This window comes from Rubrivivax soli (assembly GCF_049810355.1).
Taxonomy (GTDB): domain Bacteria; phylum Pseudomonadota; class Gammaproteobacteria; order Burkholderiales; family Burkholderiaceae_C; genus Rubrivivax.
In genome coordinates this window covers 5,561,977-5,588,354 of sequence record NZ_CP187368.1, presented here as the reverse complement: position 1 = coordinate 5,588,354, position 26,378 = coordinate 5,561,977, and the positions used below count along the sequence as shown (strand labels likewise).

The window sequence follows — 26,378 nt, the reverse complement described above, 5'->3', positions numbered from 1 at the left end:
CTCGTGCGCTGGTGGCACCACCTCAAGCCCGTGTTCCAGAGCAACGACGGCGCACGGGCAGACAGTTCCGCCGTCACGCGTGACGCCGACGCCGTTCCACCGCCTCGATCTTCAGCAACTGCCGGTACTTCGTGACAGTGCGGCGGGCCACGACCAAACCCTGCTGCGCCAACTGGCGCGCGATCTCTGCATCGGACAACGGCGCGTCGACGTCTTCGGCTTCCAGCATGTCCTTCACCAGGCCGCGGATGGCCGTGCCTGAGCAGGCGCTTCCGTTGGCACTGACCATCGAGCGCGAGAAGAAGTACTTCAGCTCGTAGACGCCCGTGGGTGTGGCCATGTACTTGTTGTTGGTGGCCCGCGAGACGGTGCTTTCGTGGATGCCCAGTGCATCGGCGATCGCGCGCAGGCCCATCGGCTTCATCGCCATCGAGCCGTGATCCAGGAAGGCGCGCTGCCGGTCGACGATCGCCTGGGCCACGTCACGGATCGTGGAGAAGCGCTGCTCGACGTTGCGCAGTGTCCAGCGCGCTTCCTGCAGGTCGGCACCCAGCTCGGCGTGCTTCGCGCTGCGGTGCTGCTGGAACAGCTGCGCGTAGACCTGGTTCAGCCGCACCTTGGGCACGACGGCCGGGTTGAGCTGCACCGTCCACTGGCCCCGCACCTTCTTCAGCAGCACGTCGGGCACCACGTACGCCACGCGCGTCGTGCCGAAGCGCCAGCCGGGCCGAGCGTCGAGGCGGCGGATGCGGTTGCACACCTCCTCCACCCGGGCCGGCGGTTCCTCCAGACGCCGCGCCAGGCCGGCCACGTCGCGCGCGGCCAGCGCCGGAAGGTGGTCGCAGATGATGCGGTTCGCGATGCCGCGCAGCGCCGGGCAGACGATCGCGGGCAACTGCAGCAGCAGGCACTCGGCGACGCTGCGTGCGCCCACGCCTGCCGGGTCCAGCGACTGGACACGCCGCAACGCGATCTGCATCTCGTCCAGGCCGGGCTCGGGCGTCAGTCCAGGTACATCGAGCAGTTCTTCCAGCGGCGTGCGCAGGTAACCGTCGTCGTCCAGCGACTCGACGATGGTCTGCGCCAGCGCCAGGTCTCGCAGGCTCAAGGGCAGCAGGCGGATCTGGCCGTGCAGATGGGTGTTCAGCGCCAACTCCACGGCCACCCGGTCCAACGCCGACAACTCGCCGGACTCGCCGCTGCGCGGGCCGCTGCCGGCATCGCTGTGCCAGAGTTCGCGGTCGCTGCTGTCGTCCATCGGGGCCTCCGAGTGGGCACTGCGGTCGTGGCCGCCGTCGCCGTCGCTGGTGTCACTCCCATCACCGTCCTCGCGCGCATCACGCATCGTCATCTCGGGCCCGCCCGCGTCGTCGCTGGCGGCGGTGCCACCGTCGAGCAAGGCCTCGCGTGCCAGGCGAACATCGCCAGCGCTCTGGCCGATGCGGTCGCGCTCGTCGGAGTTCGCATCGTCGCCGGCTGTGGCGTTCTCGGCCATGTCCGCGTCGCTGTCCTCGGATTCGAGGAACGGGTTCTTCCCCAGCGTCTCGCGCAACGTTGCCGCGAAGTCCGTCGACGACATGTGCAGCAGGCGCACCGAGTGCTGCAGGCGGGGCGACAGGGCCTGCGACTGCCTGTGGTCGGCTCGGATGTCGATGGTGCTCACTGCATTCTCCCGGGGTCGAGGCACATCGTTCGCAACGCATGCTGCAGCGCGCACCTCGGAGCAGGCCGAACGCAACGCCCGTGCCGCGCCTCTCCACCTGATGCATCTCGAAACAAATGCGCATCCGGCCGCCTGACCACCCCAGGCTGGGCGAGCAAGCACGCCTCGACTGACCCGCGCCGTGCTGCCACGCGCTCGGCAGTGCGCGTCGGTCAGATTGACCGAGTGCGACTGTTTTGCGGCAAAGCCTGCGCTTCCCACCCGACAGCGGCGCCCGCCCCCCCCCCCCCGATCCGCGAGCGCAAGGCACGGCGATTGCCGTGGCCCGAGCCACGCCCCACCCGATCCGCGAGCGTCCGCCATGCCCAGTTCCCCCAGCATTCCCAGCACCCTGCGCTCACGCATGCTGCTGCTGGTGCTGTCCCTGCTGCTGCCCACGATGCTGGGTGCCGGGTGGCTGATCGCCGCCACCGTGCAGGCCGAGAACCGCGCGCGCCAGGCGACGCTGCGTGACACCACGCGCGCCGTATCGATGGCGGTCGAGCGCGAGCTCGCGCATCGGGCCGCCGTCGCGCAGGTGCTGAGCCAGTCGCCATGGCTCGAGCCGGCCTCCGGGCTGAGCCCCGAGCAGATCGGTCGGTTCGCGCAGCATGCTGCGCGGGCGACGGATGGCATGGCGGGCGGCGTGGTGTTGCGCAGCGCCGATCGCGTGCTGCTGGACACCCGCACCGGCCCACCAACGGGGGCCATCGACCTGAGCCAACCTCTGGTGTCGGTGCCGTCGGTCCTGCCGCTGCAGGGGTCGACGTACGCGGCCCCAGACGCTTCCGCGCCCGCTGCGGCATGGACGGCCAACGCCGCCCTGCAGTCCGACACGGCCTTCGCGGCGGTCGTGCACCCCGTCATGGACGGCGGGCAGGTGGTGATGAACCTGCTGTTGCCGCTGCGTGCGTCCGAGCTGCAGCGCGCGGTCGACACGATCCCGCTGCCTGCCGGTTGGGAAGGACGCTTGATCGATGACCGCGGAACGGTCGTCGCCCTGCAGGCGGCCGCGCCCGGACCGGCCGGCAGCGAGGCGATGGACGGCGCGGAGCAAACGATCTTCGTCAGGCCTGCCGGCCACGGCTGGTCGTATGTGGGCACGCTTGCACGGCCGCGCCACCTCGGGCTGGCCCAGCCCGCAGTGGTTCAGGTGACGCTGGCGTCGTTGTTGCTTCTGGCCCTGTCGCTGTCCGGCGCGGTCGCGATCTGCCGGAGCATCGTCGGTCCGGTGGGAGTGTTGAAGTCGGCCGCGGCGCGCCTTCAGGGTGGGCTGGTCATGGACCCCACCAGCACGGGCATCACCGAGTACGACGAGGTCAAGCAGGCCCTGCAACGCGCCGCCGAGGCGGTGGATGACAGCCGGGCGGAGCTGGCGCACAGCGTCAACGCGGCCATTGCGCGCACCCGTCTGGCCGAGCAGCGCGTTTCGCGCAGTCGGCGCGTCGAAGCGCTGGGCAGGCTCACCGGCGGTGTCGCGCACGACTTCAACAACCTGCTGGGTGTGATCAGCAACAGCGCACACCTGATTGGCAGGCACGCTTGCGCGTCGGACTTCGAATTGCCGCTCGGCGCGACGCGGCGGGCCGTGGAATCGGGCCAGCAACTCACGCAACAGCTGGTGCGATTTGCCGGCCGTACCGATCTGCATCCGGGGGTGGTGCTGCTGTCGCAGACGCTGCCCGAGTTGCACGACCTCGTCGCCAGCGCGCTGGGCCGGCTCATCCGGCTCGATCTGGAAGTCGCGCCCGCCACTGCCGCCGTGGGAGTGCATGCAGGCGAGCTGGAGCTGGCCCTCGTCAGCCTGGCTGTCAACGCCCGCGAGGCGATGCCTGACGGCGGCGTGCTGCGCGTGACCGCGCGCAACGCACGTCTCGGCGACCTCGACACCTTTGCCGATGCGGGCGCGCTGGCGGGCATGCCGATGGTGTTGATCACCGTGCGCGACAGTGGGGCCGGCTTCAGCGCCGCGGCGGCTGAGCGCGCCTTCGAGCCCTATTTCACGAGCAGGCCCTTCGGGCAGTCCGCGGGGCTGGGGCTCAGCCAGGTCCATGGCTTCTGCACCCAGGCCGGCGGTGCCGTGCACGTGGCCAGCACCCCCGGCTTCGGCAGCACGGTGCTGATGCTGTTGCCGGCGGCGTCGCAGCTGCTGGCATCCGGCGGGCGGGCCGACACAGGGGCCAATCCAGAGGATGCGCCACCCACGCCTTCGCTGGCCGGCCAGCGGGTGCTGCTGGCCGAGGACAACGCGGCGCTGGCCGATGTGACAGCCCTGCTGCTGCGCGACAGCGGCGCCATCGTCGTGCGGGCGCGAAACGCTGCAGAAGCCTGGCGCCTGGCCTGTGCAGAGCGCTTCGACGTGGTCTTGACCGACGTGGTGATGCCTGGCGAAGAAGACGGGCTGGCGCTGGCGCGGCGGCTGCGCGAGGCCTGGCCCAACCTGGCTGTGGTGCTGATCAGCGGCTACAGCGAAGTGGCCACCGCGCGCGAGTTTCCCTGCCTGCACAAGCCGGCGGCGCCGGCCGACCTGATCGCCATGCTCAGCGGAACGATCACCGAGAGGGCCAAGCGCGCTGTCGAGGTTGTGGCGGCGGTTTGACGGATGCCGCAAGAACGCCGGCGCTTTCTGCCGGTCCGCCTGCGTGCGCGCGGCCCCAACCGGCACCCGGGCGCAGAGCAAACCCAGCCTGCGGGCACACGCCTTGCCGACTGCTTGTGCGGAGTTTGCTGGCACATGCCAGGCAGCGCCGGCAAACCATCTTTCCTCAACTGTTCAGGAGTTTCGACATGACCAAGATCCAATGCACCCGTCTGGCCTTCGCGGCCGCCCTCGCCATTGGCAGCAGCCTGGCGGGCGCCCAAAGTACCGGGACGACCGGCACCACGGGCACGACCAATCAAGGCACCCAGACGACGCCCGGCACGACGGGCGCCGGCACCACGGGCACCATGTCCGAGCAGAATGCGACGACGGGCACCGGCTCGATGTCGAACAGCCAGCGTGACAGCATGGGCCGCACCACGGGCACCGACGGCACGAACTCGGGTACCGGCACTTCGGGCACCCGCTCGAACGTCGACAACGCGACGACCGGCCGCGGCTCGTCGACCACCGGCTCTGGCTCGGCCTACGGCTCAGGCGCCAGCACGGACGGCAGCACGCGTTCGACCGACGGCAGCACCAACCGCGACGGCCTGTCCACGGACAGCTCCGGCAACGGGATGAACACGGCTGCCCGCATGCGTGAGGCGCGCCGCGACCGCAACTGAAGCACCCCTGACGAGGCGCCGGCACCTGGGCGCCGACGCTGAAGTTCGCAATCATCGCTGCGGCGGCCTCCGGCCCGGAATCTCACCGGGCTGGAGGCCGCCAACGTTCTTTGCATTGCCGACTCAGTTGCCGGACCGTGCGCCGCGCAAGCCCGGAAACACGCGATCCACCGGCAAGGTGTCGGGCAGCAGGTAGACGACGCTGCGGCCCCCGCTCAACAACGGCTTGACATAGCGGTCGTAGAAGCGCGCGGGCACGTTGATGCAGCCATAGGAGATGCGGTTGTCCGCCGACGTGGGACTGGCCAGCCGTTGCAGGCGCCGCTCTGCAGGATCGGTGACGCGCACCCGGTGCATCGAGACGGCCGCGTCGTAGTCGATCCAGAACACATCGTCGCCGTCGGCGTTGCGTCCAGGCTCGGCCATGAAGCGGCCGGCGGGCGTGGTGCGCTCTTCCGGCCGGATGTCCTTCATCTCGCGCTCACCGATGCCGGGAACCGACAGGTCGCCACGGGCCAGGCCCAGCAGCACCGGCGTGTGGGCCAGCGCGCGGCCCTGACCGTCGAACAGCGTCAACCGGGCCTGGCGCTTGTCAACGACGGCGAAAGGAGCGCCGGCGTTGTCGCCCGCGTCCAGCACCCAGCGCACCAAGGCCTGGGCGTCGACCGACGTGTCGGCCTCCAGCGCCGCAGCGCCGGTCGTGCTGAGCACACAGGCCAGCCCCAGTGCCGATGCGCACAAGCGAGCGGGTCGGCAGTAGTCCATCTTCATCGGCTCCTCCGGATCGACGCGACGTGGCAAGCCGCGCGCCTGCAGGGTGCGCCGAAACACCACGAGACGGTGCATCGGACGGCGGGCACACGGGTTGCCACACATGGTTCTCGACCACTGCACCCGGCGTCCCGCCCGTGCGGTTGACTTCCTCAACCCGTCTTCAGGGAGACTCTTCATGCAAACGTTCTTCTCATCCGGTGGCTGGCTGCCGCTGTGGATCCTGGGTGCGCCCTTGCTGGCCGGCGTGTTCGCTCTGTTTGCGACACCGAAGTCCAGCCGCAGCACAAGCACGAGCACCCTGCGCGACGACCGCCGTCCCTCTGGCGCCATGGACGCCCGCCCCACCTGATCGATCGTCACGGCAGGGCAGCCCCGGTCGCCGCGTCTGCGTCACGGGCTGAGGACTGCCTTCACTCTGCGCGCCGCGCGCCAGGGTCGACACCGCTCTTCGCGGCGTACTCCTTCAGCCGGTTGTAGAGCGTCTTCAGGCTGATGCCCAGCACGGCAGCGGTGCGCTCCTTGTGGTGGTCGTAGCGCCGCAGCGTTGCCAGCACCAGCAGACGCTCCGCCTCGGCCATCGACGTGCCGATCGGCAACAGCACACTCTCGGTCGAACCCGACAAGGGCTGCACCCCGCCCGTCGGTGTGGCCGCGGGCCATCCCTGCCCGCGTTCGTCGGTCGACGGCTCGGGTGCAACCGGCGACGGGACGGAGCGCAGGACGGGCGCCGTCAACCCATCGCCGGCCGGCTCGTCCGCGCCCAGGTCCGGCAACCACGCTTCATCGATCGTCCCGCCCGTGGCCATCACGTAGGCGCGCTGCACCACGTTGCGCAGTTCGCGCACGTTGCCCGGCCAGCGGTACGTGGCCAGATGGCACAGTGCCCCGAGCGTGAAGCGACGCAGCGCCCCTTCTTGCTGGCAGATGGCGGCGAGGAAGTGCTCGGCGAGCAGCGGCACGTCGCTCAGTCGGTCGCGCAGTGGCGGCAATTCGATCGGGAAGACGTTCAAGCGGTACAGCAGGTCTTCCCGCAGCTTGCCAAGAGCCACCGCCTTGAGCGGCGGCCGGTTGGTCGCCGCGATGATGCGCACGTCGGCTTCCTGGCTGACGGTGCTGCCCACGCGCATGAAGCGGCCGGTTTCGAGGACCCTCAGCAGCTTGACCTGCAGGTCGGGCGGCATCTCGGTGATCTCGTCCAAGAACAGCGTGCCGCCGCCGGCGCGTTCGAAGAATCCCTGGTGCTGGCGTTCGGCACCGGTGAAGCTGCCTTTCTCGTGGCCGAAGATCTCGCTCTCGATCAGGTTGGGCGAGATGGCACCGCAGTTCACCGCCAGGAAGGGGCGCTTGCGACGCCGGCTCAGGTCGTGCAAGGTCTGCGCCACCACCTCTTTGCCGGTGCCGCTCTCGCCGGTGATGAACACGGTGACCCCGGTGCCAGCGACGCGGGCGATCTGCTCGTAGATGCGCTGCATCGCAGCGCTCTTGCCCCACAGGTGGCCAAAGTGCCCGCTGGTCGGCAGCTGGGCGGCCAAGTCAGCCACCTCGGCCTTCAACACGGCCGGCTTCATGATGCGTGAAAGCACGCCCTGCAGCTGTGTCAAGTTGACCGGCTTGACCAGGTAGTCGGCCGCGCCCAGGCGCAGCGCCTGGACGGAGCTTTCGATGCTGGCATGGCCGGTGCACAGCACCACCTCGGAATGGGCCATCAGCTGCGGGTCGGCCAGGAGGTCCATGCCGCTGCCGTCCGGAAGCCGCAGGTCGAGCAACAGGATGTCGGGCTGCTGCAGCGAGATCTGCCGCCGCGCGTCCCGCATGTTGTGCGCCACGGCCACGGTGAACTTCTCGCTGGCGATCAACTCACGCAGCAGGCCGGCTGCATCGACATCGTCGTCAACGACCAGAGCGTGCGGCATCGGGGCTCCTTTCCTCGCGATGAACGCATGGCACACGGTTTGCCAAGCACGGTGGGCGGCATTTCGTCGCGCTTTCGGAGCAGACCATGAGCAAGTCAGGACAGCCGGCAACCAAGGCCGACCAGGGCGGGCAGCGGCCACCCAAGGCAGCAGCACCGCGTCGCGCGGGCAGCGAGCCTGCTCCGCGTGCCCCCGCGGCGCGGACGCCGACGAAGAGGAAGTAGGCCGCGGTCTCGTTCACGCCCGGCTGGCATGGGCGGCACGAGCCGCTCATGCTCCGCAGGGCCCTCCTACCGCTCATGCGGGGCATGCCGGCGCCGCGTCGGTGACGGCCGGCAGCTGGATCGTGAAGATGCAGCCGACGCCAGCGAGGTCTTCGAAGCTCAGCGTGCCGCCCATCGCTTCCAAGGTCTGCCGAGCGATCGACAGGCCGATTCCCAGCCCCGTCTTGTCATGTCCGGCGTGCACGGGCGTCGTGGACGGACCCAAGTCGAAGCCCGAGGGCAGCCCGCCACAGCGGTCCTCGACGTCGATGTGCACCTGCCCCTGCGTCTCGTGCACGTTCAGATGCACTGCCGTACCCCGGTGCGTGTACTTGAATGCGTTGACCAGCAGGTTGGTCAGGACCCCGTGCAGCAAGGCCCGGTCGGCGTGGACGCGCAGTGCGGGGTCGACGGCCGACACGGCGAAGTCGCAATGCCGCGCTTCGGCTTCCAACTGCGCGCCGACGCGCGCTTCCTCGATGAAGGCGGCCACTGCGAAGACAGCTCGCTGCGCCTGCGCACGGTGCGTGGCGCGCACCTCCGCGATCGACCCATCCACCAGTTCGTGCATCACCGCCAGGCTGCGCTTCAACACCGTGCCGGTGGCGCCGCACAAGGACAGGCTGCCCTGCTGGATCGCGAGGATGGCGAGGTTGCTGGTGTGCAATGCGTTGCGCAGTTCGTGCAGCAAGAAGGCCAGGCGCTCGCTGGCCTCGGCGGCGCGCGCATCGGAGCGCACCACGTCGCGCTGCCGGCTGAACTCGGTCACCGCATCGGCGATGGCGTTGTCCAGGCAGCGGTTCAGCGTCTTGAACTCGGTGACAGCGAACGGTGCGCGCCGCTCTAGAGCCAGCTCGGTGATGGCCTGACACAGGTCGCCGTAGTCGTGGACCACCTGGTCGACGGTGTAGTCCAGCTCCAGCAGGGCCTTGCCGTGGGCTGTGGCGCCCACACCGATCTCGCTCGAAGCAGGTGGGGCCCCTCCCGAGGGACCACTGATTTCGAGGCTCCGTGCGTCCTGATCCACGCGTTCCGCCGCCAGCGTGCGCGTCAGCTGTTCGAGAAACAGCGGAATGCCGCCGGCCATCTGCTTGGCAGATGCACTGCGCGCAGGGCGCGCGGCCACCTTGGCCTTGCAGCGCGCCACCAGTTCGTCGCGATGGGCGACCAGGAAGTCATGCATCATCTCTGTGTTCCCTGGGAACGCGCTCGGAGCGAGATGCCGTCGCTGCCACACGCATCCCGCGTGTGCGTGCACCGAAATGCTCCGCCGGCGGCTCCGTACACGGGCGTGAACGAATCTGCCGAACGGCATCCCTCACGGCACCAGCACCACCTTGCGGCAGGCGTCCTGTTTCTTGTCGAAGATCTCGTAGCCCCGCACCGCATCCATCAGCGGCAGGGTGTGGGAGATGATCACGTCGGGATGCAGCCGGCCCTGCGACACATGCTCCAGCAGTTCGGGCATGTAGCGTTGCACGTGCGTCTGTCCTGTCTTGATGCTCAATCCCTTCTCGAAGATGTCGCCGAACAGGAAGCCGTGGATGAACCCGGCGTACACCCCCGGCACGCTGATGACGCCGCCACGCCGCGTCGCGGCGATTGCCTGGCGCAGCACCTTGCCGCTGGAGCCTTCCAGCTTCAGCGTTGCCAGGATCGTCTCGGTGGTGCTGCCCTTGGCTTCAAACCCGACCGCGTCGATCGACGCATCGACGCCGCGGCGGTCTGTGGCTTCAACGATGCGCTCTGCCGGGTCTTCGTCCTCGTCGAAGTCGATGGTCTCCACGCCATAGGTCTGGCGGGCGAACTCGAGGCGGTAGGCGTGGTGGTCGATCATGAAGATCCGTTCCACGCCCAGCATCCTGGCCACTGCGGCGGCCATCAGGCCCACCGGGCCCGCACCGAAGATCGCCAGGGTCGATCCCGCACCGACCTCGGCGTTCACCACCGCCTGGTAACCGGTGGGCAGGATGTCCGAAAGGAACAAGACCTTGGCGTCGGACAGCGAGGAATCCGGGATGCGCAGCGGGCCGACGTTGGCCTTGGGGACACGCACGTATTCGGCCTGACCACCCGCATAGCCGCCGTAGAGGTGGCTGAAGCCGAACAGTCCGGCACCCGAGCGAGCGTCCTTCTTGTTCACGATCGTGCCGCGGCCGGGATTGGTCGTCTCGCACGCCGAGAACAGCTTGCGGCCGCAGTAGAAGCAGGCCCCGCACGAGATGGTGAAGGGCACGACGACGCGGTCGCCGCGCTGGAGGCCCGCCACCGCACTGCCGGTCTCTTCGACGATGCCCATGAATTCGTGGCCCAGGATGTCGCCGGTTTCCATGCCGGGGAACTTGCCGCGGTAGATGTGCAGGTCCGAGCCGCAGATGGCCGTGGCGGTGACGCGCAGCAGGATGTCGTCCTCGGCCATCAGCTTGGGATCGGGAACGTTGTCGATGCGAACGTCGTCCGAGCCGTGGTACGTCAGCGCCTTCATCAATCACTCCTCGGTGTGCGTGGGCAGCAGGTCCCCAGGCACACCACCGTATGCGGGCGACCCGGCCACGTCTGTACGGCGGCGTACAGGACGAGCAGCCCGCCATGTCGCAGTGATCAGGCGATGGCCTGAGCCATGCGGTCATCGAAGAGCACGCGGTTCGTCAGGCCCGTCTCTGTTCAACGGCCCGGCCCGTGTGCAGCGTGTCGCACGCCGGCCATGCCGTGGCCCCTTCGGCCAAGCGCGCGTTGGCCAGGTCGTTGGCCGAGCCCAGGTCTTCGGTGCGTGCGCCCTGGGCCGCGAGGTGCCGCGCGTCTGTGTGTCGGCGCACCGACATCACACGGCACGCGATTAGGCTTTCAAGACGGCAATGCCCGCCCAGCCCGGCCCAAGCTCGCCAACGCTCTTCGTCCGCCCGTGCCTCGCCGTGCGCCGTCCTTGCCCGCCATTCCTCCGCCGCCCTGCGGCGCGCCGCTCATGCCTGCTGCGTACCCCCGCCCCCAACTGGTGCGGCCGCAATGGATCTGCCTCAACGGACCCTGGCGCTTCTGTCACGACGACGAGCAGTGCCATGCGTCACCACGCGACGTTGCGCACTGGCCGCTGCAGATCAACGTGCCGTTTGCGCCCGAGTCGGCCGCCAGCGGCGTCGGCGACACCGGCTTCCACAGCGTCTGCTGGTACGAGCGCGACTTCGATTGCCTGCCCGCCGACGACCGCGTGATCCTGCGCTTCGGTGCCGTGGACTATGCAGCCCAGGTGTGGGTCAACGGGCAGCTGGCCACCACGCACGAAGGCGGCCACACGCCGTTCGCGTGCGACATCACCGCCATGCTGGAGCCGTCTGGCCGCCAGACCGTCAGCGTGCGCGTCGAAGACGATCCACGCGACCTGGCCAAGCCGCGCGGCAAGCAGGACTGGCAGCTCCAGCCGCATTCGATCTGGTACCCGCGCACCACCGGCATCTGGCAGACGGTGTGGCTGGAGCGCGTGTCCCGCACCTACATCGCCAAGATCCGCTGGACGCCACAGGTGGAGGAGTTTGCCATCGGCTTCGAGCTGCGCATCACCGGGGACGCCACGCCCGGCGGCGCCGCGGCCGCGGACGAGGAACTGTGGGTCGACGTGACGCTGCGCCACGGCGCACGCGTCCTCGCGCGTGACCGCTACCAGGTCGTCGAGCGCGAGGTCGACCGCTTCATCGTGCTGACCGACCCCGGTATCGACGACTTCCGCAACGAGCTGCTGTGGAGCCCCGAACACCCCACGCTGCTGGACGCCACGGTGCGGCTGCTGCGCGGCAGCCAGGTGATCGACGAGTTCGAGTCCTACACCGCGCTGCGATCGGTCCGCGTGCTGCGCGACCGCTTCATGCTCAACGGCCGCCCCTACCTGCTGCGGCTGGTGCTGGACCAGGGCTACTGGCCCGACACGCTGATGACTGCGCCCGACGACGCTGCGCTCCAGCGCGACGTCGAGCTCGCCAAGGCCATGGGCTTCAACGGCGTGCGCAAGCACCAGAAGATCGAGGACCCGCGCTACCTGTACTGGGCCGACAGGCTGGGCCTGCTGGTGTGGGAAGAGATGCCCTCGGCCTACCGCTTCACGCGCACCGCGATCAAGCGCATGGTGCGCGAGTGGACGGAGGTCATCGAACGCGACTACAGCCACCCCTGCGTGATCGTCTGGGTGCCCTTCAACGAAAGCTGGGGCGTGCCCGAGCTGACGGCGATCGGCAAGCAGCGGCACGCAGTGGAAGCGCTGTACCACCTGACGAAGACGCTGGATTCGACGCGGCTGGTGATCGGCAACGACGGCTGGGAAAGCAGCGCCACCGACATCATCGGCATCCACGACTACGACGCCAACGTGGAACACCTGCGCCAGCGCTACGGGCCCGAGATCAAGGTCGAACAGCTGTTCGATCGCCGACGCCCCGGCGGCCGCATCCTCACGCTGGACGGTTTTCCCCACCGCGGCCAGCCGATCATGCTGACCGAGTTCGGCGGCATCGCCTACGCCGATCGTGCGCACACCGGCATCCGGGCCTGGGGCTACACGGTGGCCGACAGCGAAGCCAGCTTCTCCCGGATGTACGCCGAGCTGCTGGACACCGTGATCCACACCGCGCTGTTCGCGGGCTTCTGCTACACGCAGTTCGCCGACACCTTTCAAGAAGCCAACGGCCTGCTCTATGCAGACCGCACGCCCAAGATGCCCATCGAGGACATCGCCAGGGCCACCCGCGCCTCGCGCACCCACATCCCCGGGGGCGTCTAGATGTTCTGGCACGACGCCATCAAGCCGGACGGGCGCCGGCTCACGCTCTATGCGCGGGCGCCCTTCGACGGCCCGATCGCTGCGCCCAGCCCCTTCGCCGAGCCGCTGGGCGCCAGCCCGCACCTGCGCTGGCATCCGCTGCGCGGCGAGTGGGTCACCTACGCGGCCTACCGCCAGGGCCGCACCTACATGCCGCCGCCCGAGAACAACCCGCTGGCGCCGACCACCGACCCCCAGCATCCCACCGAAGTGCCACCAGGCCCCTGGGACGTGGCGGTGTTCGACAACCGCTTCCCCTCGCTGGGCGGCGCGCCGGCCCAGCCGCCCACCCTGATCGTGCCCACCGCCGCGGCCATCGGGCACTGCGAGGTGGTGGTGTACAGCCAGAATGTCCAGACCTCGCTCGGCCACCTGCCGCTGTCGCACCTGGAACTGCTGCTGCAGGTCTGGGCCGACCGCACCGAACGGCTGGCCCGTCGCGGTGACATCGCCTACGTGCTGCCCTTCGAGAACCGCGGCTCCGAGGTCGGCGTGACGCTGCACCATCCGCACGGTCAGGTCTACGCCTACCCAGTGGTGCCGCCGGTACCGGCGCGCATGCAGGCCGAGGCACTGGCGCACTTCGACAAGACCGGCACCGGCCTGCTGCAGCAGCACATCGTGGAAGAGGAGCGCTCGGGCGCCCGCATGCTGTACCAGGGCCTCCACACCGTGGCCTTCGTGCCCGTGTGCGCGCGCTACCCGTACGAGGCGTGGGTGGCGACGCGCGAACCGGTGGCCAGTTTCGGCGCGCTGAGCGTCCCGCAGCGCGCCGACCTGGCCCGCGCGCTGAAGACCGTGCTGCTGAAGTACGACGGCCTCTGGCAGCGCCCGATGCCCTACCTGATGGCCTGGTTCCAGGCCCCGACCGATGGAAGGCCGCACCCTGAGTCGCACCTGCACGCGGAGTTCTACCCGCCGTACCGTTCGTCCGACCGGCTGAAGGTGCTGGCCGGCACCGAACTGGCCGCCGGGTTCTACGCGATGGACGCGCTTCCCGAGGCGAAGGCGCGTGAGTTGCAGCAGGTCGCGGTGGCGATCGAATGAGCACCGGTGGCCCTGCCGCCGATGACTTCGAAGCCGTCTTCGGCAGTCCGCCCGACGCGGTGGCCGCCGCCCCAGGCCGCGTGAACCTGCTGGGCGAACACACCGACTACAACGACGGCTACGTGCTGCCCATCGCCATCCCGCAGCAGACCACGGTAGCGCTGCGTGCCACCGCAGGCGCCGACCAGCACCGAGTGACGCTGCACGCGCGCAACTTCGCGCGGACGGTGGCCTTCTCGCTGGAGGACGCGCCGCCGCCGGACGCCTTTGCCCGCTATGTCTACGGCTGCCTGCGCGAAGCCAGCCTGGCGGGGACCACCGTGCCGTCTCTGCAGGTGCATGTCCATTCGCAGGTGCCGATGGGCGTGGGCTTGTCGTCCAGCGCCGCGCTGGAGGTGGCGACGCTGCGCGCGCTGCGCACGCTGACCCACGCACCCTGGGACGATGTGCGGATTGCCCAACTGGCGCAGCGCGCCGAGGTCGAACACGCCGGGGTGCACTGCGGGATCATGGACCAGATGGCCTCGAGCCTCGCGGCATCCACGCACGCCCTGTGGCTGGACACGCGCACGCTGGAACGCCGCCGTGTTCCCCTGCCCGCGGGCAGCGAGATCCTGGTGCTGCACTCAGGCGTCGAGCGCACGCTCGCCGGCAGCGGCTACAACGCACGCCGCGCGGAATGCGCGCGGGCTGCGCGCCTGCTGGGCGTCGCCAGCTTGCGCGACCTGGCCCCGTCCGGCGCCGCGCAGCGCCTGCCCGATCCGCTGCGGCGGCGCGTCGGCCATGTGCTGACGGAAAACGCTCGCGTGCTCCAAGCCCTGGAGGCCGACGCGCCGCACTTCGGCGCACTGATGAACGCATCGCACGCCAGCCTGCGCGTCGACTACGAGGTCTCGCACCCGCAGGTCGATCGGCTGGTGGCCTTGCTTCAGGCGCACCCAGCGGTGTACGGCGCACGCATGACCGGCGGCGGCTTCGGCGGCGCCTGCGTGGCCTTGTGCCAGACCGGCACCGCCACGGACGTGGCGGCGCAGGTGCTGCCCGGGTACCTGCGCGACAGCCGGATGCCCGGTCGGATGCTGGTGCCCTGGGGCGGCGTCGCGGTCTGAGCTCGGGCCGGGTCGGCGCGTCAGGCCACCCTGCGCAGGGCTACGGGCTCGTCCACCGTTTCCGACGCTGGAGCAACCGGTGCCTCGGCGCGCGGCAGGACATCCGCGCCACGTTCAGTGACGTAGCGCAGCAGCGCGTCGTCCAGCGTCGGCATGACCGTGCCGCGTTCGCTGACCAGCGCCGCCTGGCGTGGGCGCAGCGCCACTTGCCCAAGTGCGTGGCCCTCGACCGGTTCGATGAGGCCGGTGTCCAGCTGGCAAAGCCGCGCCGCGCACAGCGCCAGTTCATACCAGCTGGCCGAGCCCTGGTTGGCCAGGTGCCAGACCCCGCTTTCGCCATCGATCAGCAGATCCAGCGAGTTCATGACGAGGTCGCGAAGATAGGTGGGCGAGACCACCTGGTCGGCGACTGCAGGCCAGCTCTGGCCCTCGGCCAGCGCGCACAGCCCCTGCGTCAGGAAGTTGTTCCGATCCCACGGCCCGAAGAAGGCCGCCGTGCGGACCACCAGTGCGGCCGGGTCATGATGCAGCACGCTGCGTTCGGCATGCGCCTTGGCTTCGCCATAGGCATTCAGCGGGTTGACGCCGTCGCTCTCGACGTAAGCCGCGTCCTTGGTGCCGTCGAACACGAGGTCGCTGGAGAAGCTCATCAGCTTCACCCCATGGCGGGCGCAGACGCGGGCCAGGGCTGCAGGCCCGAGCACGTTCTCGCGCCATTGCCGCGGCTGGGTCTGTGCCTCGTCCACGCGAACGAAGCCGGCGGCGTTGACGAAGGCCCAGGGCTGCTGGTGCGCGACCAGGGTCTCCACCGCGCCTTCATCGGCGATGTCGAGATCGGCCCTCGACAGCAGGCGGCACGGCAGGCCGCGCAGGTGGCACAGATGGGCAAAGGCCTGGCCCAGCGCGCCGCGGGCCCCCGCGATCAGCATCGGCGGCCCGCGCATCGGCAGGTGCCGCGGGGCGCCGAATGCCGGATGGACATGGCGGATCGACCGCTGCCACCAGCCATGCCCGTCCGCCACCGGGTGGCGCGCAGCCGAGCCCTGCGCCAGTTGCCGCGCCAGGTGCGCCAGCGCCGTCGGCCGGGGTGTCGTGCCGCGCACGTCCCACAGGCCGGGCTCGTAGTGCCCCCGCTTCTGCGTGACCAGCGTGTTCCAGTCCACCGTGCCAAAAGCCGCCCATGCCGTGACCGCGCGCACGTCGACGCCTGTGTTGCGCAGGCTCTGCGCGGCGTCCCAGGTCTGCTGCAGCCAGCGCAACTGCTCTTCCCGCGTGCAGCCCAGATGGGCTTCGGTCAGCGCCAGCGGACGCCGGTACCGCTGCCAGGCTTCCTGAAGACGCAACGCGACGCCGTCGAGCAGGTCGCCGCGCACCCGCACCGTTTCCACGTCCACGTAGCGGTGGCGCCCGTTGCCGCCGTGCACCTCGGTCGGGTGCAGATCGAGCCGGTCATCGAGGAAGCGCTGGCTGGTCACGTAGTGGTTGATGCCGATGAGCTCGGGCGGACAGGGTCCGTCGACGAACTCGAAGAGCTCGTCCTCGCCGGCACCGTGGCGCCGCAGGTACCGCCACAGCGGGTGAGCGCGGTCGACCCGGCCGCACAGCAGATCGAAGCCCAGCCAGCGGCGGTGGTTCTCGAAATCGGCCTGGTACTGCAGTCCAGTCGTGGCGTGCGTGTAGCCCAGGTCGTCGGTCTGCACCAGCTGTGCGGCAGGGTTGACCGCACGGATGGCCCGCATCGCCAGGACCGTCGCGCGCAGCTGGTTCAGCAAGGCGCGCACAAAGCTCCGGTCGTCACGTCGATGGGGGTACCAGGCGCCGTACAGGCCGCTGAAGCGCGCCGTGGTCATCGGCTCGTTGACGGGGGTGTAGGCCTGCAGTTGCGGGTAGCGGCGCGCGACCGCGCCCGCGTAGGCGGCCAGCCCCGCCGCGAAGCCCGGGTCCAGCAGGTGCGTGCCGGCGGGCCCGCTGCCGTGGTGCACCAGCCCTGCCACGCAGTCCATCCTGCAGACCTGGAGCCGCTCGATGCGCGCATCGGTCCACCGCCAGTCGTAGACCGCAGCGTCGGCCGTCGCGCAGCGTTCCCACAGCAGCGGCAGCCGCATCCGCCGGATGCCCAGGCTGGCGATGCGATCGATGTCGTCGAGCCGCCCCGCGAAGCCGGTCTCTTCCAGTTGATCGCGCCAGACGTCGCCGACCCGGTTGACGGTGCATTCGGGTCCGGCCCACAGCTCGAGCGCGGACATCCTCAGGCGACGACCGACGAGGGCGCGCGTGCGAGGGCCGCGCCCGCCGGCTTCGAAGCGGCTTCTGCGCTCCGCTGGCAGATCCGCTTGTACGTCGCGAGCGACTGGCCCACCACTTGGTCCATGTTGTAGTACTTGTAGGTCGCCAGCCGGCCGACGAAGGACACGTTGTCCAGCGCCTCGGCTTCGGCCTCGTACAGCCGGTACAGCGCGGCGTTCTGCGCCCGTGGCACGGGATAGTAGGGGTCGCCTTCGGCGCACGGGTACTCGTACACGATCGACGTCTGCGCGTGCTGCTGTCCCGTGATGTGCTTGAACTCGCTGATGCGCGTGTAGCCGTAGTCGTTCGGGTAGTTGACGGTGCCCACCGGCTGGAACTCGGCCTGCGCCACCGTGCGGTGTTCGAAGCGGATGCTGCGGTACGGCAGCTTGCCGTGCTTGAAGTTGAAGAATGCATCGACGGGGCCGCTGTAGACCATGTGCCGCCACGGCACGAGGTCGACGATCGCGCGGTAATCGGTGTTCAGCATCACCTTGATGTTCGGGTGCGCCAGCATGCGCTCGAACATCCGCGTGTAGCCGTGCAGCGGCATCGCCTGGTAGGTGTCGGTGAAGTACCGGTCGTCGCGGTTGGTGCGGGTGGGCACACGGGCCGTCACGCTGGCGTCCAGCTCGGACGGGTCCAGCGCCCACTGCTTGCGCGTGTAGCCGCGGAAGAACTTGTTGTAGAGCTCGCGGCCGACCTTGTTGACGATCACGTCCTCGGAGTTGCGGATCTCGTCCCTCTTCTCGGCCACCGACTCCAGCCAGGTCTCCATCTCGAACGATGTCAGCTGCAAGCCATAGAGCTGGTTGATGGTGTCCAGGTTGATCGGCAGCGGCACGCGCTGCCCGTCGACGCTGGCCAGCACCCGGTGCTGGTAGGGGCGCCACGCGGTGAACCGCGAAAGGTACTCGAAGATGTCGGCCGAGTTGGTGTGGAAGATGTGCGGGCCGTAGGGGTGGATGAGCACCCCGCTGTCGTCGTAGCGGTCGTAGGCGTTGCCGCCGATGTGCGGCCGCTTGTCGACGATCAGCACCTGCGTCTGGCCATCGCTGGCCAGCCTTTCGGCCAGCACGCTGCCGGCAAAGCCGGCGCCGACGATCAGATGGTCGAATCCCTGTTTCCCGGGCACCGCCGCGCCGGCGGCTTGGATGAGGTTGTCGCTGCGCTTCTCCATGTCGCGCCTTCAGCGGCCCCAAGAGCGGGCGGATGGCTCGGTGCGCGGCGAGAGATCTGCACCCGCTGCCACCGCATCCAGCAGCTGGCGCATCGCCTGTGCCGTGCGGTCCCACGAGCTGTGCGTCACGGCAGCCCGCATGTGGGCCACGCGGATGAGACGCTCGGTGGTGTCTTCGGCCAGCGCCTGGCGACACTGCGCGACGAACTCCTGCGCATCGCCGGCCACGCGGATCTGTTCGCCGTAGAGCTTGACCACGTCACGCACGGCGGTGCTGACCACCGGCTTCTCGGCCGCCATGTACTCCAGCGTCTTGGTCGGGCTGATGAAGCGCGTGGCGGCATTCAGCGCGAAGGGCAGCAGGCAGACCTGCCAGCCCTGCACCAGCGCGGGCAGTTCGGCGTAATGCCGCTGGCCCAGCCAGTGGATGTTGGCTGCGCGCGGCAGGCTTGCCGGGTCGATCTTCACGACCGGGCCGACCATCACGATGTGCCAGTCGGGATCGGCCGCGGCCAGCGCGGCGACCAGGTCGAGGTTCAGGCGTTCGTCGATGACACCGAAGAATCCCAGCCGCGGGTGTGCAATGTCGCTTTCGTCCACCCGCCCGGCGGCCGGTGCGAAGTGCGCCACGTCCACCGCGCTGGGAAAGCAATGCACGTGGGCATTGCGCGACTTCTTCGCTTCATACAGGCTGGGACCACCGGTCAGCACCAGGTCGGCAAGGCGCAGCAGGTCGGCCTCGCGCTGCAGCAGCTGCGGCGGAGCGAAGTCGAAGGCGGCCAGTTCGTCCATGCAGTCATAGACCACCGCCCGGGCCGCCACGGCATCCAGCAGAGGCAGCGCCATCGGCGTGTAGAACCAGGCCACGGCGTCGCGCACCCCCAACTCGAGCAGCTTCTCGCGCAGCAGCGGGTGCAGCATGGCGATCTGCGGATCGGAGAACCCCGCGGCGTCGAACGGCGAATGGGCACGCAGCACGGTCACGCCGGGCGCCGGGGTGCTGACGGAGATGCCGGCCCGGCCCGCGGCCTGTTCGGGCTCTTCGACAAAGAACACCCGCCGGTCGCCGGCCAGGCGCGACAGCAGGTGCTGCGGGCGCTGGTAGACGAAGTCCCAGCGCAGATGGGAGAAGACGACAAGATCATGCATCGGTGGCACCTGTTCGATAGGGGTCGGAGGAATGCAGCGGCCCGTACCGGCGCCGTCGAAGAAGGGTCAGACCAGCGGTGGGTCGGTGTCGCGGGCCGGATGGCGGTGCTTGCCAATCGCCGTGATGAACGCCGTGAAGGCTGACTCGCCGCTGTCCGTCTGGGCAAACAGCACGCCCGGGTCGGCCTCGCCGGTCGCGAGCACGCCTTCGATGCCGGCCCGCTCGAGCAAGGCCTTCGACGCGCCCAGGGCCAGCAGTGTCTTGCCGTGGCGGTACTGCTGGGCCACGAAGTCGACGGCGCGAGCATCCCGCAGCAACGACTGCGCACCGACTTCGCCATCGGGCAACAGCACCGCGTCGAACAGCACGGGCGCTGCGTTCTCGAAGCTGGCGGTGGCTTCGATGGCCACGCCGTCGGTCGTCTCGACCGGGCCCAGCCGCGGTGCCACGACCACGGTCACCGCACCCGCGGCCTGCAGCGCCGCCTGCGCGGCCAGCAAGGCGGCCCCCTCCACGCCGTGCGCCGCCAGCAACGCCACCTTGCGGGTGCGGATGCCGCCGTCACCAGGCAGCGCCGTCAGCGACAGCGCGGCCGAGGCAGTGACCTCGGGAGCGGTCGCCACCGCCTGCGCGCGCGGCATCGCCGCCGGCACCGCCATGCCCAGCCCGTCCGCCACGGCCGCCGCCAGCGCCGGCGACACGTTGACCAGCGAGGCCAGCATCCGTTCGCGGATGGCCGGCACGGTCAGCTTGCTCAACTCGAAGCGGAAGGCGGCGGCGATGTGCGCCTGTTCCACCGCGGTCTGGCTGTCCAGGAACAGCGTGGCCTGGGTGTAGCGATCGGCAAATTTCTCCGGCTTGCCGCGCAGCTTCTCGCCTTCGGTGGGCTGCGGAAACGACACGAAACCCTGGCCACCGGCCTGGAACGGGCAGCCCCCGCCCAGCGAGTTCGGCTCGTAGGCGACGCGGCCGCGGTGCACTGCCTGGCGATGGATGCCGTCGCGCTGGTTGTTCGACACCGTGGCAAGCGAGGCGTTGATCGGCAGTTCGTGGAAGTTGGGCCCGCCCAGCCGCGTGATCTGGGTGTCCAGGTACGAGTGGTGGCGGCCGGCCAGCAGCGGGTCGTTGCTGAAGTCGATGCCCGGCACCACGTGGGCGGTGCAGAACGCCACCTGTTCGGTCTCGGCGAAGAAGTTGTCGGGGTTGCGGTTCAGCACCATCCGCCCCACCGGCCGCACCGGAACCAGTTCTTCGGGGATCAGCTTGGTCGCGTCCAGCACGTCGAAGCTGAAGGCTTCGGCCTGTTCCTCGCTGAACACCTGCAGGCCCAGCTCCCACTCGGGGTAGGCGCCCGACTCGATCGCCTCCCACAGGTCGCGGCGGTGGAAGTCGGGGTCGGCCCCGTTGATCTTCATCGCCTCGTCCCAGACCAGCGAATGGGTGCCGAGCAGCGGCTTCCAGTGGAACTTGACGAACTGCGAGCCGCCTGCCGCCGTGACCAGGCGGAAGGTGTGCACACCGAAGCCCTGCATCATGCGCAGGCTGCGCGGAATGGCGCGGTCCGACATGATCCACATCAGCATGTGCGTGCTCTCGGGCGAGAGCGAGACGAAGTCCCAGAACGTGTCGTGCGCCGACGAGGCCTGCGGCATCGCATGGTGCGGCTCGGGCTTCACAGCATGCACCAGGTCCGGGAACTTCATCGCGTCCTGGATGAAGAACACCGGCATGTTGTTGCCGACCAGGTCCCAGGTGCCTTGATCGGTGTAGAACTTGACGGCGAAGCCGCGCACGTCGCGCGCGGTGTCGGCCGATCCCCGTTCGCCGGCCACGGTGGAGAAGCGCACGAACACCGGCGTCTGCTTGCCCGCCTCGGCAAAGGGCGCGGCGCAGGTCAGGTCGGTCAGCGCTTCGTAGGCCTCGAAGAAGCCGTGTGCCGCCGAACCACGTGCGTGGACGATGCGCTCTGGAATCCGCTCGTGGTCGAAGTGCGTGATCTTCTCGCGCAGGATGAAGTCTTCCAGCAGCGCCGGCCCGCGCAATCCGGCCTTCAGCGAGTTCTGGTTGTCGGCGATGGACACGCCCTGGTTGGTCGTCAGCACCTGCTGGCTGCCATCGACGCGGGCTTGCGACAGGCGGCCGTCGATTGCGTGTGCACCGGGCAGCCCAGGCTGTCCGGTCTTGTCGCTGACGTTGGCTTCACTCAGCGTGCTGGACGACACCGCCACGGGTGCCGACCCGGCGCCGTCCCCCGACTGCACCGTCTGCCCCAGCGGCGGGTTGACGGCCCTGTCGCGCCCGGCATCGAGCGCCTTGTTCGCGTTGTGCGGCATCGCCGCCACCAGCGCTTGAACAGCCGCGGCCTGGGCCATCACCGGGTCGGCAACGGCTGCCGCCTTGCGGGTACGACCACCTGGGGCGGCGCGGCCGGACGGCCTGGGCTGCGGTTCCCCCGAAGTGCGGGCAGGGCTGGGCGACAACGTGGCTTTTTTCATGGCGAACTCTCGATGTGAGGGGAAACTGAAGGGAAGGTGCAAGTGGGCGGGCGGGATTGCAGGTCCGCGCTCAGGGCTTGCGCTGCGGTGGCGTGCATGCCGGCATCGACAGGCCGGTGTCGAAGTCGCGGCTGTCTTGCACCATCAGCGGACGGGACTGTTCGACCGTGGTCGGCAGCCCTCGATCGCGTTCGTGAGGCAGCCTCAAGCCATCGCGCCTGGCGACGATGGCTGGGCCGAACGGTGCTGTCCCTTCCGTCGCCGCCAGGGGCGACGCAGCGAAGCGTTCGGACGGCGATTTCGGGGTCATTGGTGCTCCTTCACAAATTGCGCGTTGCTGAGGGACCGCGCTCTCAGGGGCCGCGCCGTCGGTGCTTCCCGGCGTCTGCGATCGGGCTGAGACGGCGCGCTGTCGAAGAGGCGACATCCTCACGCCGGGTCGGCGCGACGTCTGTGCGCGAGCGAACCAGCGCGGCGGCGGCGCGTCTTGTCGCTCCCGCCGACGCGAGGTGCCCGCTGCCTCTCGGGTGTGTCGCTCTGAGCCCGCCGGTGGATCGGCAAGATGTGCCGCAAGGAGTGCAGCAAGGGACGCTGCACGGGATGAAGAAGCAGCCCGTTCCGGCCACCCATGGACTGCCGCGCACCCGGCAACGGGCCTGTCGATTGCCCCTGCAGTGCATGAGCCTTGTTTCTGACCCGTCGGTCGCACGCGCCGCCGCCATTCCGACAGCCCCGCGCGCCGGAGCCCGGCGGATCTACAACGCGTTGATCGGGGAACACGGCGTCGGCCTCGGCGCCATCGACGATGTGACGCGATCCGCGTCGCGGGTCTTTCTGGCAGCGGCACTGAGCGACGCCGGGCGGCTCGACGGCGACATCCCCGACCATCCGCGCCTGCTCGCCAGCTGGCTGGACCGTGACCACCAGCAGACCGCCTCGGCCTTCCGCGGCTATCTCGACGGGCGCCATGCGGGGGAGCCGCGACGCCTCTTTCGCAATCGCTCGCATGCGCTGCACTTCATCAAGTCGGTGGCGCCGACCAAGCTGGTCGACGGCGCGTGGCTGTATGGACTGCTGCCGCATTGGAATGACGCGCGGCTGGCTCCGCTGGTACGCATCTATCTCGAGGAGCTCGGCGACGGCATCGCCGGGCAGCACCACGTTCTGCTCTACCGCAAGCTGCTCTGCGCGCACGGTGCCGACCGCTGGCACGCACTGAGTGATGCGCACCACGTCCAGGGCGCCCTGCAGCTCGCGCTCGGACACCATGCGGCCGAGTTGCTGCCCGAGGTCATCGGCTTCAATCTGGGGTACGAGCAGTTGCCGCTGCACCTGCCGATCACCGCCTACGAGCTGAACGAACTGGGCGTCGACCCGTACTACTTCAGCCTGCACCTGACGATCGACAACGCCTCGACCGGCCATGCCCGCAAGTCGCTGCAGTGCGCACTCGACTGCCTGCCCCGCGCCGGCGATGCTGCGGACTTCTATCGCCGCATGACCACGGGGTTCAAGCTCAACGACATCGGCATGGGGACGATGGAAGCGATCGCCTCGTTCGATCTCCAGCGCGAACTGACGGCCGTTCTCGCCGACAAGGGCCGCATCGGCGCACTGCTGCATTCCGATCACTGCCTCATCGCCGGCCGCAGCGTCTACACGTGGCTGTCGACTCCGGGCGGCATGCCCGACTTTCTGGGCGCCTTGGTCGGCGCGGGCTGGATACGGCGCGGCGCCGATCGTCGGGAGAGCCGCTTCTGGCGCCTGCTCGACGACGAGGGCGCGGCGATGTTCGGCGTATTCGACGACTACGAGAAGCAACTCATCAGCGACTGGATCATCGATGCGCCGGAAGACGGCAGCGGCGCCAACGCCAGGCGTCGGCCGATCGTGAACCGCCTTCACGACCGCGAGCCCGCGCGCCCTGGTGCACTGCCCTGTGGCTCCGAAGGAAGCCGGCTCGGCGAAGGCGACCCAGGCCACACCGGTGAGCTGATCCGCCGTCAGCTGGCCGAACTGTCGGCGACCGAGCGGAACGACGAAGACGTGCGGGTCGTCGAGCAGCGACTCGCCGGTGTCGAGGAGACCGCACTCGCCGTCCAGGCGCTCCAGGGATTTCTTTCGCCCGCGAATCACACTACCCCGGCTGGCCTGCTCGCGGCGCGCATCTGCTCCGGCCTGATCGGCCAGTGATGGACGCGACCGACCCCTCCGCGCGGGCCGACAGCCTGCTGCAGCTCGGCCGGGCCTTGCAGCACGGCGGCTACCGCTTCACGACCGTTTCACCTGCGACGCACGCACGGGTCAATGCCCGCCCCGGCAACGAGTGGGCCCGCTCCATGGAGGACGTGCTCGGATGGAGCCGTCCCTTCGGCCCGGGCGTGCTGCCCACCGGCCTCGTCGACTTGATGCAGTCGGCCGGGGCCTTGCGCGAGCACGGCGTCGGCTGGCGTTCGCAGGTGCGGGTGTCGACGCTCGATGGGGCGCTGTTCTTTCATTCGGCCTATCCGACCACCGACAGCGATGCCGTCTTCTTCGGACCCGACACGTACCGGTTCGCAGCAGCGATCGCGCGCCATCTGGCCGCCGCCGGGCCGCCCGGGCGACGCGCGGTCGACATCGGCTGTGGTGCGGGGCCGGGCGCGGTGCTGGTGGCACGCGCATGGCCCGACACCGAAGTCCTCGCCGTCGACATCAACGACCTCGCGCTTCGCCATTGCCGTGTCAACGCAGCGCTGGCGGGGGCGCCCAACCTCGTGGCGTCACGGTCCGACCTGCTTGCCAACGTCGCGGGCGACTTCGACCTCATCGTCGCCAACCCGCCCTACCTCCTGGACCAAGCGCAGCGCGTCTACCGGCACGGCGGCGGCGGCCTCGGCGAGGGGCTCTCGCTGGCGATCGCGGGGTTGGCCGGGACGCGGCTGGCGCCTGGTGGCACGCTGCTGCTCTACACGGGCAGCGCGGTCTGCGCGGGTGTCGATCGCTTTCGTGCGCTGGTGACGGCGCGGCTGCAGGCCGCAGGTCTCGCGTGGGACTACGAGGAGATCGATCCCGATGTCTTCGGCGAGGAGCTGATCGAGCCGGCCTATGCCGCGGCGGACCGGATCGCTGCCGTTCTCGTCAGCGCCCGCCGGGGCGGCAAGGCACCCACATGACAAGAGAACGCCATGCCTCGTCGCAAGAGTGGCTGGCGCGCGCCGCGCATGTCATTCCTGGCGCCCATCACCTCTCCGGGCGGGTGCTCACCACGCCCCAGCGGTCCCCGATGTACATGGCGCGAGGACGCGGCTGCCGCGTGACCGACGTCGACGGGCACGAGTACATCGACTATCTGATGGCCTTCGGCGCGTTCCTGCTGGGCTACGCGGACCGTGAGGTGGACGCGGCCGCACGCGGTGAGCTCGAGCAAGGCTCGCTGCTGTCGATGAACCGGCCGCAACATGTGCTGTGCGCGGAGGCACTCGTCGAACGCTTCGCGGGCGCCGACATGGCCGTGCTGCTGAAGACCGGGAGCGAAGCCACGACGGCCGCGCTTCGCATCGCACGCCGCGCCACCGGCCGCCGCCGTGTCGCACGGGCCGGGTATCACGGATGGCACGACTGGTCATTGCCGCTCGACCCTGCGGTGCCTGCCGGTCTGGACGCGCAGGTGCTCGAGTTCGACAGCAACGCCCCGGAGACACTGGACGCGCTCTTCGCCGCTTGCCCTGGCGAGATCGCAGCCGTCATCCTGGCGCCCGAGATGGTGTCGCCGCCGACGCGTTCGGCCTTCCGGGCGATCCAGGACAGGACGCATCGCCACGGGGCGCTGTTCGTCCTCGACGAGGTCAAGACGGCGTTCCGCACGGCCCCGGGCTCTGTCCAGGCGCGCCTGGGGCTCCAGCCCGACATCACCACCGTGAGCAAGGGCCTGAGCAATGGCTGGCCCATCGCGGCCGTGCTCGGCCGGCGAGACGTGATGCGCAGCGCGGCAGGCATGCACCTGTCGGCGACCTACCATGGCGACACCGCTGCGATGGCGGCCGCGCTCGCGACACTGCGCATCGTCGAGGAGCGTCACGTTGCGGACCATGTCTGGGCGCTGGGCCAGCGGCTGATCGACGGTCTGAACGCCATCACGCATGAGCTCGAGATACCCGCAGTGAGCCATGGCGAGCCCTTCCCGCCGATGCCCTTCCTGTGGTTCCGCCACCCGCACCCGCAGAAGAACGAGGCGCTGCGAACAGCGTTCTTCGATGCGATGCTCGAGCGCGGCGTGCTGCTGCATCCCCGCCACATGTGGTTCATCAGCCATGCCCACCAGGGGACCGACATCGACACCACGCTGGAGCATGCGCACAGCGCGATGCGGATCGCGCGCGAGCAGATCCGGGCGGCCTGACCGG

The 26,378-nt window shown here is 69.4% G+C and carries 19 protein-coding genes; 9 read left to right on the top strand and 10 right to left on the bottom strand.

Translation table 11 applies throughout. The features are described from left to right. Window positions 1–73 precede the first annotated feature (73 nt). Complete coding sequence (gene rpoN / locus ACPOLB_RS25700; RefSeq protein ID WP_425258904.1) at window positions 74–1,663, bottom strand: RNA polymerase factor sigma-54; 1,590 nt, start codon at window positions 1,661–1,663, stop codon at window positions 74–76. 403 nt (window positions 1,664–2,066) lie between these two features. Here rpoN and ACPOLB_RS25695 point away from each other — a divergent pair, with 403 nt between their 5' ends. Next, window positions 2,067–4,301: a response regulator gene (locus ACPOLB_RS25695; protein WP_425258903.1), complete on the top strand. Its 2,235-nt coding sequence runs from the start codon at window positions 2,067–2,069 to the stop codon at window positions 4,299–4,301. Between the two features lie 188 nt (window positions 4,302–4,489). Beyond that, on the top strand, window positions 4,490–4,972 hold the full coding sequence (locus ACPOLB_RS25690; RefSeq protein ID WP_425258902.1) for a hypothetical protein: 483 nt from the start codon (window positions 4,490–4,492) through the stop codon (window positions 4,970–4,972). 123 nt (window positions 4,973–5,095) lie between these two features. Here ACPOLB_RS25690 and ACPOLB_RS25685 read toward each other — a convergent pair whose 3' ends face one another. Continuing rightward, a complete protein-coding gene (locus tag ACPOLB_RS25685) occupies window positions 5,096–5,818 on the bottom strand; it encodes a L,D-transpeptidase (protein ID WP_425258901.1) in 723 nt (240 codons plus the stop codon). Between the two features lie 103 nt (window positions 5,819–5,921). Here ACPOLB_RS25685 and ACPOLB_RS25680 point away from each other — a divergent pair, with 103 nt between their 5' ends. Further along, window positions 5,922–6,095, top strand: coding sequence for a hypothetical protein (locus tag ACPOLB_RS25680; protein ID WP_425258900.1), 174 nt, complete (start codon window positions 5,922–5,924; stop codon window positions 6,093–6,095). Window positions 6,096–6,156: 61 nt separating this feature from the next. Here ACPOLB_RS25680 and ACPOLB_RS25675 read toward each other — a convergent pair whose 3' ends face one another. The 3 genes from ACPOLB_RS25675 to ACPOLB_RS25665 all read right to left on the bottom strand — a co-directional run bounded on the left by ACPOLB_RS25675 (window position 6,157) and on the right by ACPOLB_RS25665 (window position 10,407). Beyond that, entirely contained in the window at window positions 6,157–7,659 is a 1,503-nt protein-coding gene (locus ACPOLB_RS25675) for a sigma-54-dependent transcriptional regulator (RefSeq protein ID WP_425261977.1), read from the bottom strand. A 297-nt stretch (window positions 7,660–7,956) separates the two neighbouring features. Next, window positions 7,957–9,108, bottom strand: a complete 1,152-nt coding sequence (locus ACPOLB_RS25670; protein WP_425258899.1) for a sensor histidine kinase — start codon at window positions 9,106–9,108, stop codon at window positions 7,957–7,959. 132 nt (window positions 9,109–9,240) lie between these two features. After that, on the bottom strand, window positions 9,241–10,407 hold the full coding sequence (locus ACPOLB_RS25665) for a zinc-dependent alcohol dehydrogenase (RefSeq protein WP_425258898.1): 1,167 nt from the start codon (window positions 10,405–10,407) through the stop codon (window positions 9,241–9,243). Window positions 10,408–10,884: 477 nt separating this feature from the next. Here ACPOLB_RS25665 and ACPOLB_RS25660 point away from each other — a divergent pair, with 477 nt between their 5' ends. The 3 genes from ACPOLB_RS25660 to galK are packed head-to-tail and all read left to right on the top strand — an operon-like array spanning window position 10,885 to window position 14,882. Continuing rightward, window positions 10,885–12,687: a glycoside hydrolase family 2 protein gene (locus ACPOLB_RS25660; RefSeq protein WP_425258897.1), complete on the top strand. Its 1,803-nt coding sequence runs from the start codon at window positions 10,885–10,887 to the stop codon at window positions 12,685–12,687. Beyond that, entirely contained in the window at window positions 12,688–13,773 is a 1,086-nt protein-coding gene (galT, locus tag ACPOLB_RS25655; RefSeq protein ID WP_425258896.1) for a galactose-1-phosphate uridylyltransferase, read from the top strand. Next, window positions 13,770–14,882, top strand: a complete 1,113-nt coding sequence (gene galK / locus ACPOLB_RS25650; protein WP_425258895.1) for a galactokinase — start codon at window positions 13,770–13,772, stop codon at window positions 14,880–14,882. The genes galT and galK overlap by 4 nt, the downstream gene beginning before the upstream one ends. A gap of 20 nt (window positions 14,883–14,902) precedes the next feature. Here the strand turns inward: galK and ACPOLB_RS25645 are convergent, their stop codons facing one another. The 5 genes from ACPOLB_RS25645 to ACPOLB_RS25625 form a co-directional block, all read right to left on the bottom strand. Beyond that, window positions 14,903–17,128 (bottom strand): sugar nucleotide-binding protein, encoded by a 2,226-nt coding sequence (locus ACPOLB_RS25645; RefSeq protein WP_425258894.1) that lies wholly within the window; start codon window positions 17,126–17,128, stop codon window positions 14,903–14,905. A 2-nt stretch (window positions 17,129–17,130) separates the two neighbouring features. Continuing rightward, window positions 17,131–18,348 (bottom strand): UDP-galactopyranose mutase, encoded by a 1,218-nt coding sequence (glf, locus tag ACPOLB_RS25640; protein WP_425258893.1) that lies wholly within the window; start codon window positions 18,346–18,348, stop codon window positions 17,131–17,133. Window positions 18,349–18,357: 9 nt separating this feature from the next. Then, window positions 18,358–19,497 (bottom strand): glycosyltransferase, encoded by a 1,140-nt coding sequence (locus ACPOLB_RS25635; protein ID WP_425258892.1) that lies wholly within the window; start codon window positions 19,495–19,497, stop codon window positions 18,358–18,360. Between the two features lie 66 nt (window positions 19,498–19,563). After that, the gene (locus ACPOLB_RS25630) at window positions 19,564–21,993 is read right to left on the bottom strand and encodes a catalase (protein ID WP_425258891.1); all 2,430 of its coding nucleotides are present in this window, start codon (window positions 21,991–21,993) and stop codon (window positions 19,564–19,566) included. Window positions 21,994–22,063: 70 nt separating this feature from the next. Beyond that, a complete protein-coding gene (locus tag ACPOLB_RS25625; RefSeq protein ID WP_425258890.1) occupies window positions 22,064–22,303 on the bottom strand; it encodes a hypothetical protein in 240 nt (79 codons plus the stop codon). A 290-nt stretch (window positions 22,304–22,593) separates the two neighbouring features. On the opposite strand from ACPOLB_RS25625, the gene ACPOLB_RS25620 reads away from it, so the two are divergent. The 3 genes from ACPOLB_RS25620 to ACPOLB_RS25610 all read left to right on the top strand — a co-directional run bounded on the left by ACPOLB_RS25620 (window position 22,594) and on the right by ACPOLB_RS25610 (window position 26,374). Then, window positions 22,594–24,186 carry an iron-containing redox enzyme family protein gene (locus ACPOLB_RS25620; protein WP_425258889.1) on the top strand — a complete coding sequence of 531 codons (1,593 nt, stop codon included), beginning with the start codon at window positions 22,594–22,596 and terminating at the stop codon, window positions 24,184–24,186. Further along, the gene (locus ACPOLB_RS25615; protein ID WP_425258888.1) at window positions 24,186–25,148 is read left to right on the top strand and encodes a methyltransferase; all 963 of its coding nucleotides are present in this window, start codon (window positions 24,186–24,188) and stop codon (window positions 25,146–25,148) included. Before ACPOLB_RS25620 ends, ACPOLB_RS25615 begins: the two co-directional genes overlap by 1 nt. A 140-nt stretch (window positions 25,149–25,288) precedes the next feature. Beyond that, window positions 25,289–26,374: an aminotransferase class III-fold pyridoxal phosphate-dependent enzyme gene (locus ACPOLB_RS25610; RefSeq protein WP_425258887.1), complete on the top strand. Its 1,086-nt coding sequence runs from the start codon at window positions 25,289–25,291 to the stop codon at window positions 26,372–26,374. Window positions 26,375–26,378 lie beyond the last annotated feature (4 nt).

Coding starts and splice junctions, on each gene's coding strand:
- ACPOLB_RS25680 (WP_425258900.1), top strand. CDS start 5,922: ATGCAAACGTTCTTCTCATCCGGTGGCTGGCTGCCGCTGTGGATCCTG.
- ACPOLB_RS25665 (WP_425258898.1), bottom strand. CDS start 10,407: ATGAAGGCGCTGACGTACCACGGCTCGGACGACGTTCGCATCGACAAC.
- ACPOLB_RS25670 (WP_425258899.1), bottom strand. CDS start 9,108: ATGATGCATGACTTCCTGGTCGCCCATCGCGACGAACTGGTGGCGCGC.
- ACPOLB_RS25685 (WP_425258901.1), bottom strand. CDS start 5,818: ATGCACCGTCTCGTGGTGTTTCGGCGCACCCTGCAGGCGCGCGGCTTG.
- ACPOLB_RS25660 (WP_425258897.1), top strand. CDS start 10,885: ATGCCTGCTGCGTACCCCCGCCCCCAACTGGTGCGGCCGCAATGGATC.
- ACPOLB_RS25615 (WP_425258888.1), top strand. CDS start 24,186: ATGGACGCGACCGACCCCTCCGCGCGGGCCGACAGCCTGCTGCAGCTC.
- ACPOLB_RS25635 (WP_425258892.1), bottom strand. CDS start 19,497: ATGCATGATCTTGTCGTCTTCTCCCATCTGCGCTGGGACTTCGTCTAC.
- galK (WP_425258895.1), top strand. CDS start 13,770: ATGAGCACCGGTGGCCCTGCCGCCGATGACTTCGAAGCCGTCTTCGGC.
- ACPOLB_RS25645 (WP_425258894.1), bottom strand. CDS start 17,128: ATGTCCGCGCTCGAGCTGTGGGCCGGACCCGAATGCACCGTCAACCGG.
- ACPOLB_RS25695 (WP_425258903.1), top strand. CDS start 2,067: ATGCTGCTGCTGGTGCTGTCCCTGCTGCTGCCCACGATGCTGGGTGCC.
- ACPOLB_RS25630 (WP_425258891.1), bottom strand. CDS start 21,993: ATGAAAAAAGCCACGTTGTCGCCCAGCCCTGCCCGCACTTCGGGGGAA.
- ACPOLB_RS25690 (WP_425258902.1), top strand. CDS start 4,490: ATGACCAAGATCCAATGCACCCGTCTGGCCTTCGCGGCCGCCCTCGCC.
- glf (WP_425258893.1), bottom strand. CDS start 18,348: ATGGAGAAGCGCAGCGACAACCTCATCCAAGCCGCCGGCGCGGCGGTG.
- ACPOLB_RS25625 (WP_425258890.1), bottom strand. CDS start 22,303: ATGACCCCGAAATCGCCGTCCGAACGCTTCGCTGCGTCGCCCCTGGCG.
- ACPOLB_RS25620 (WP_425258889.1), top strand. CDS start 22,594: ATGAAGAAGCAGCCCGTTCCGGCCACCCATGGACTGCCGCGCACCCGG.
- galT (WP_425258896.1), top strand. CDS start 12,688: ATGTTCTGGCACGACGCCATCAAGCCGGACGGGCGCCGGCTCACGCTC.
- ACPOLB_RS25675 (WP_425261977.1), bottom strand. CDS start 7,659: ATGCCGCACGCTCTGGTCGTTGACGACGATGTCGATGCAGCCGGCCTG.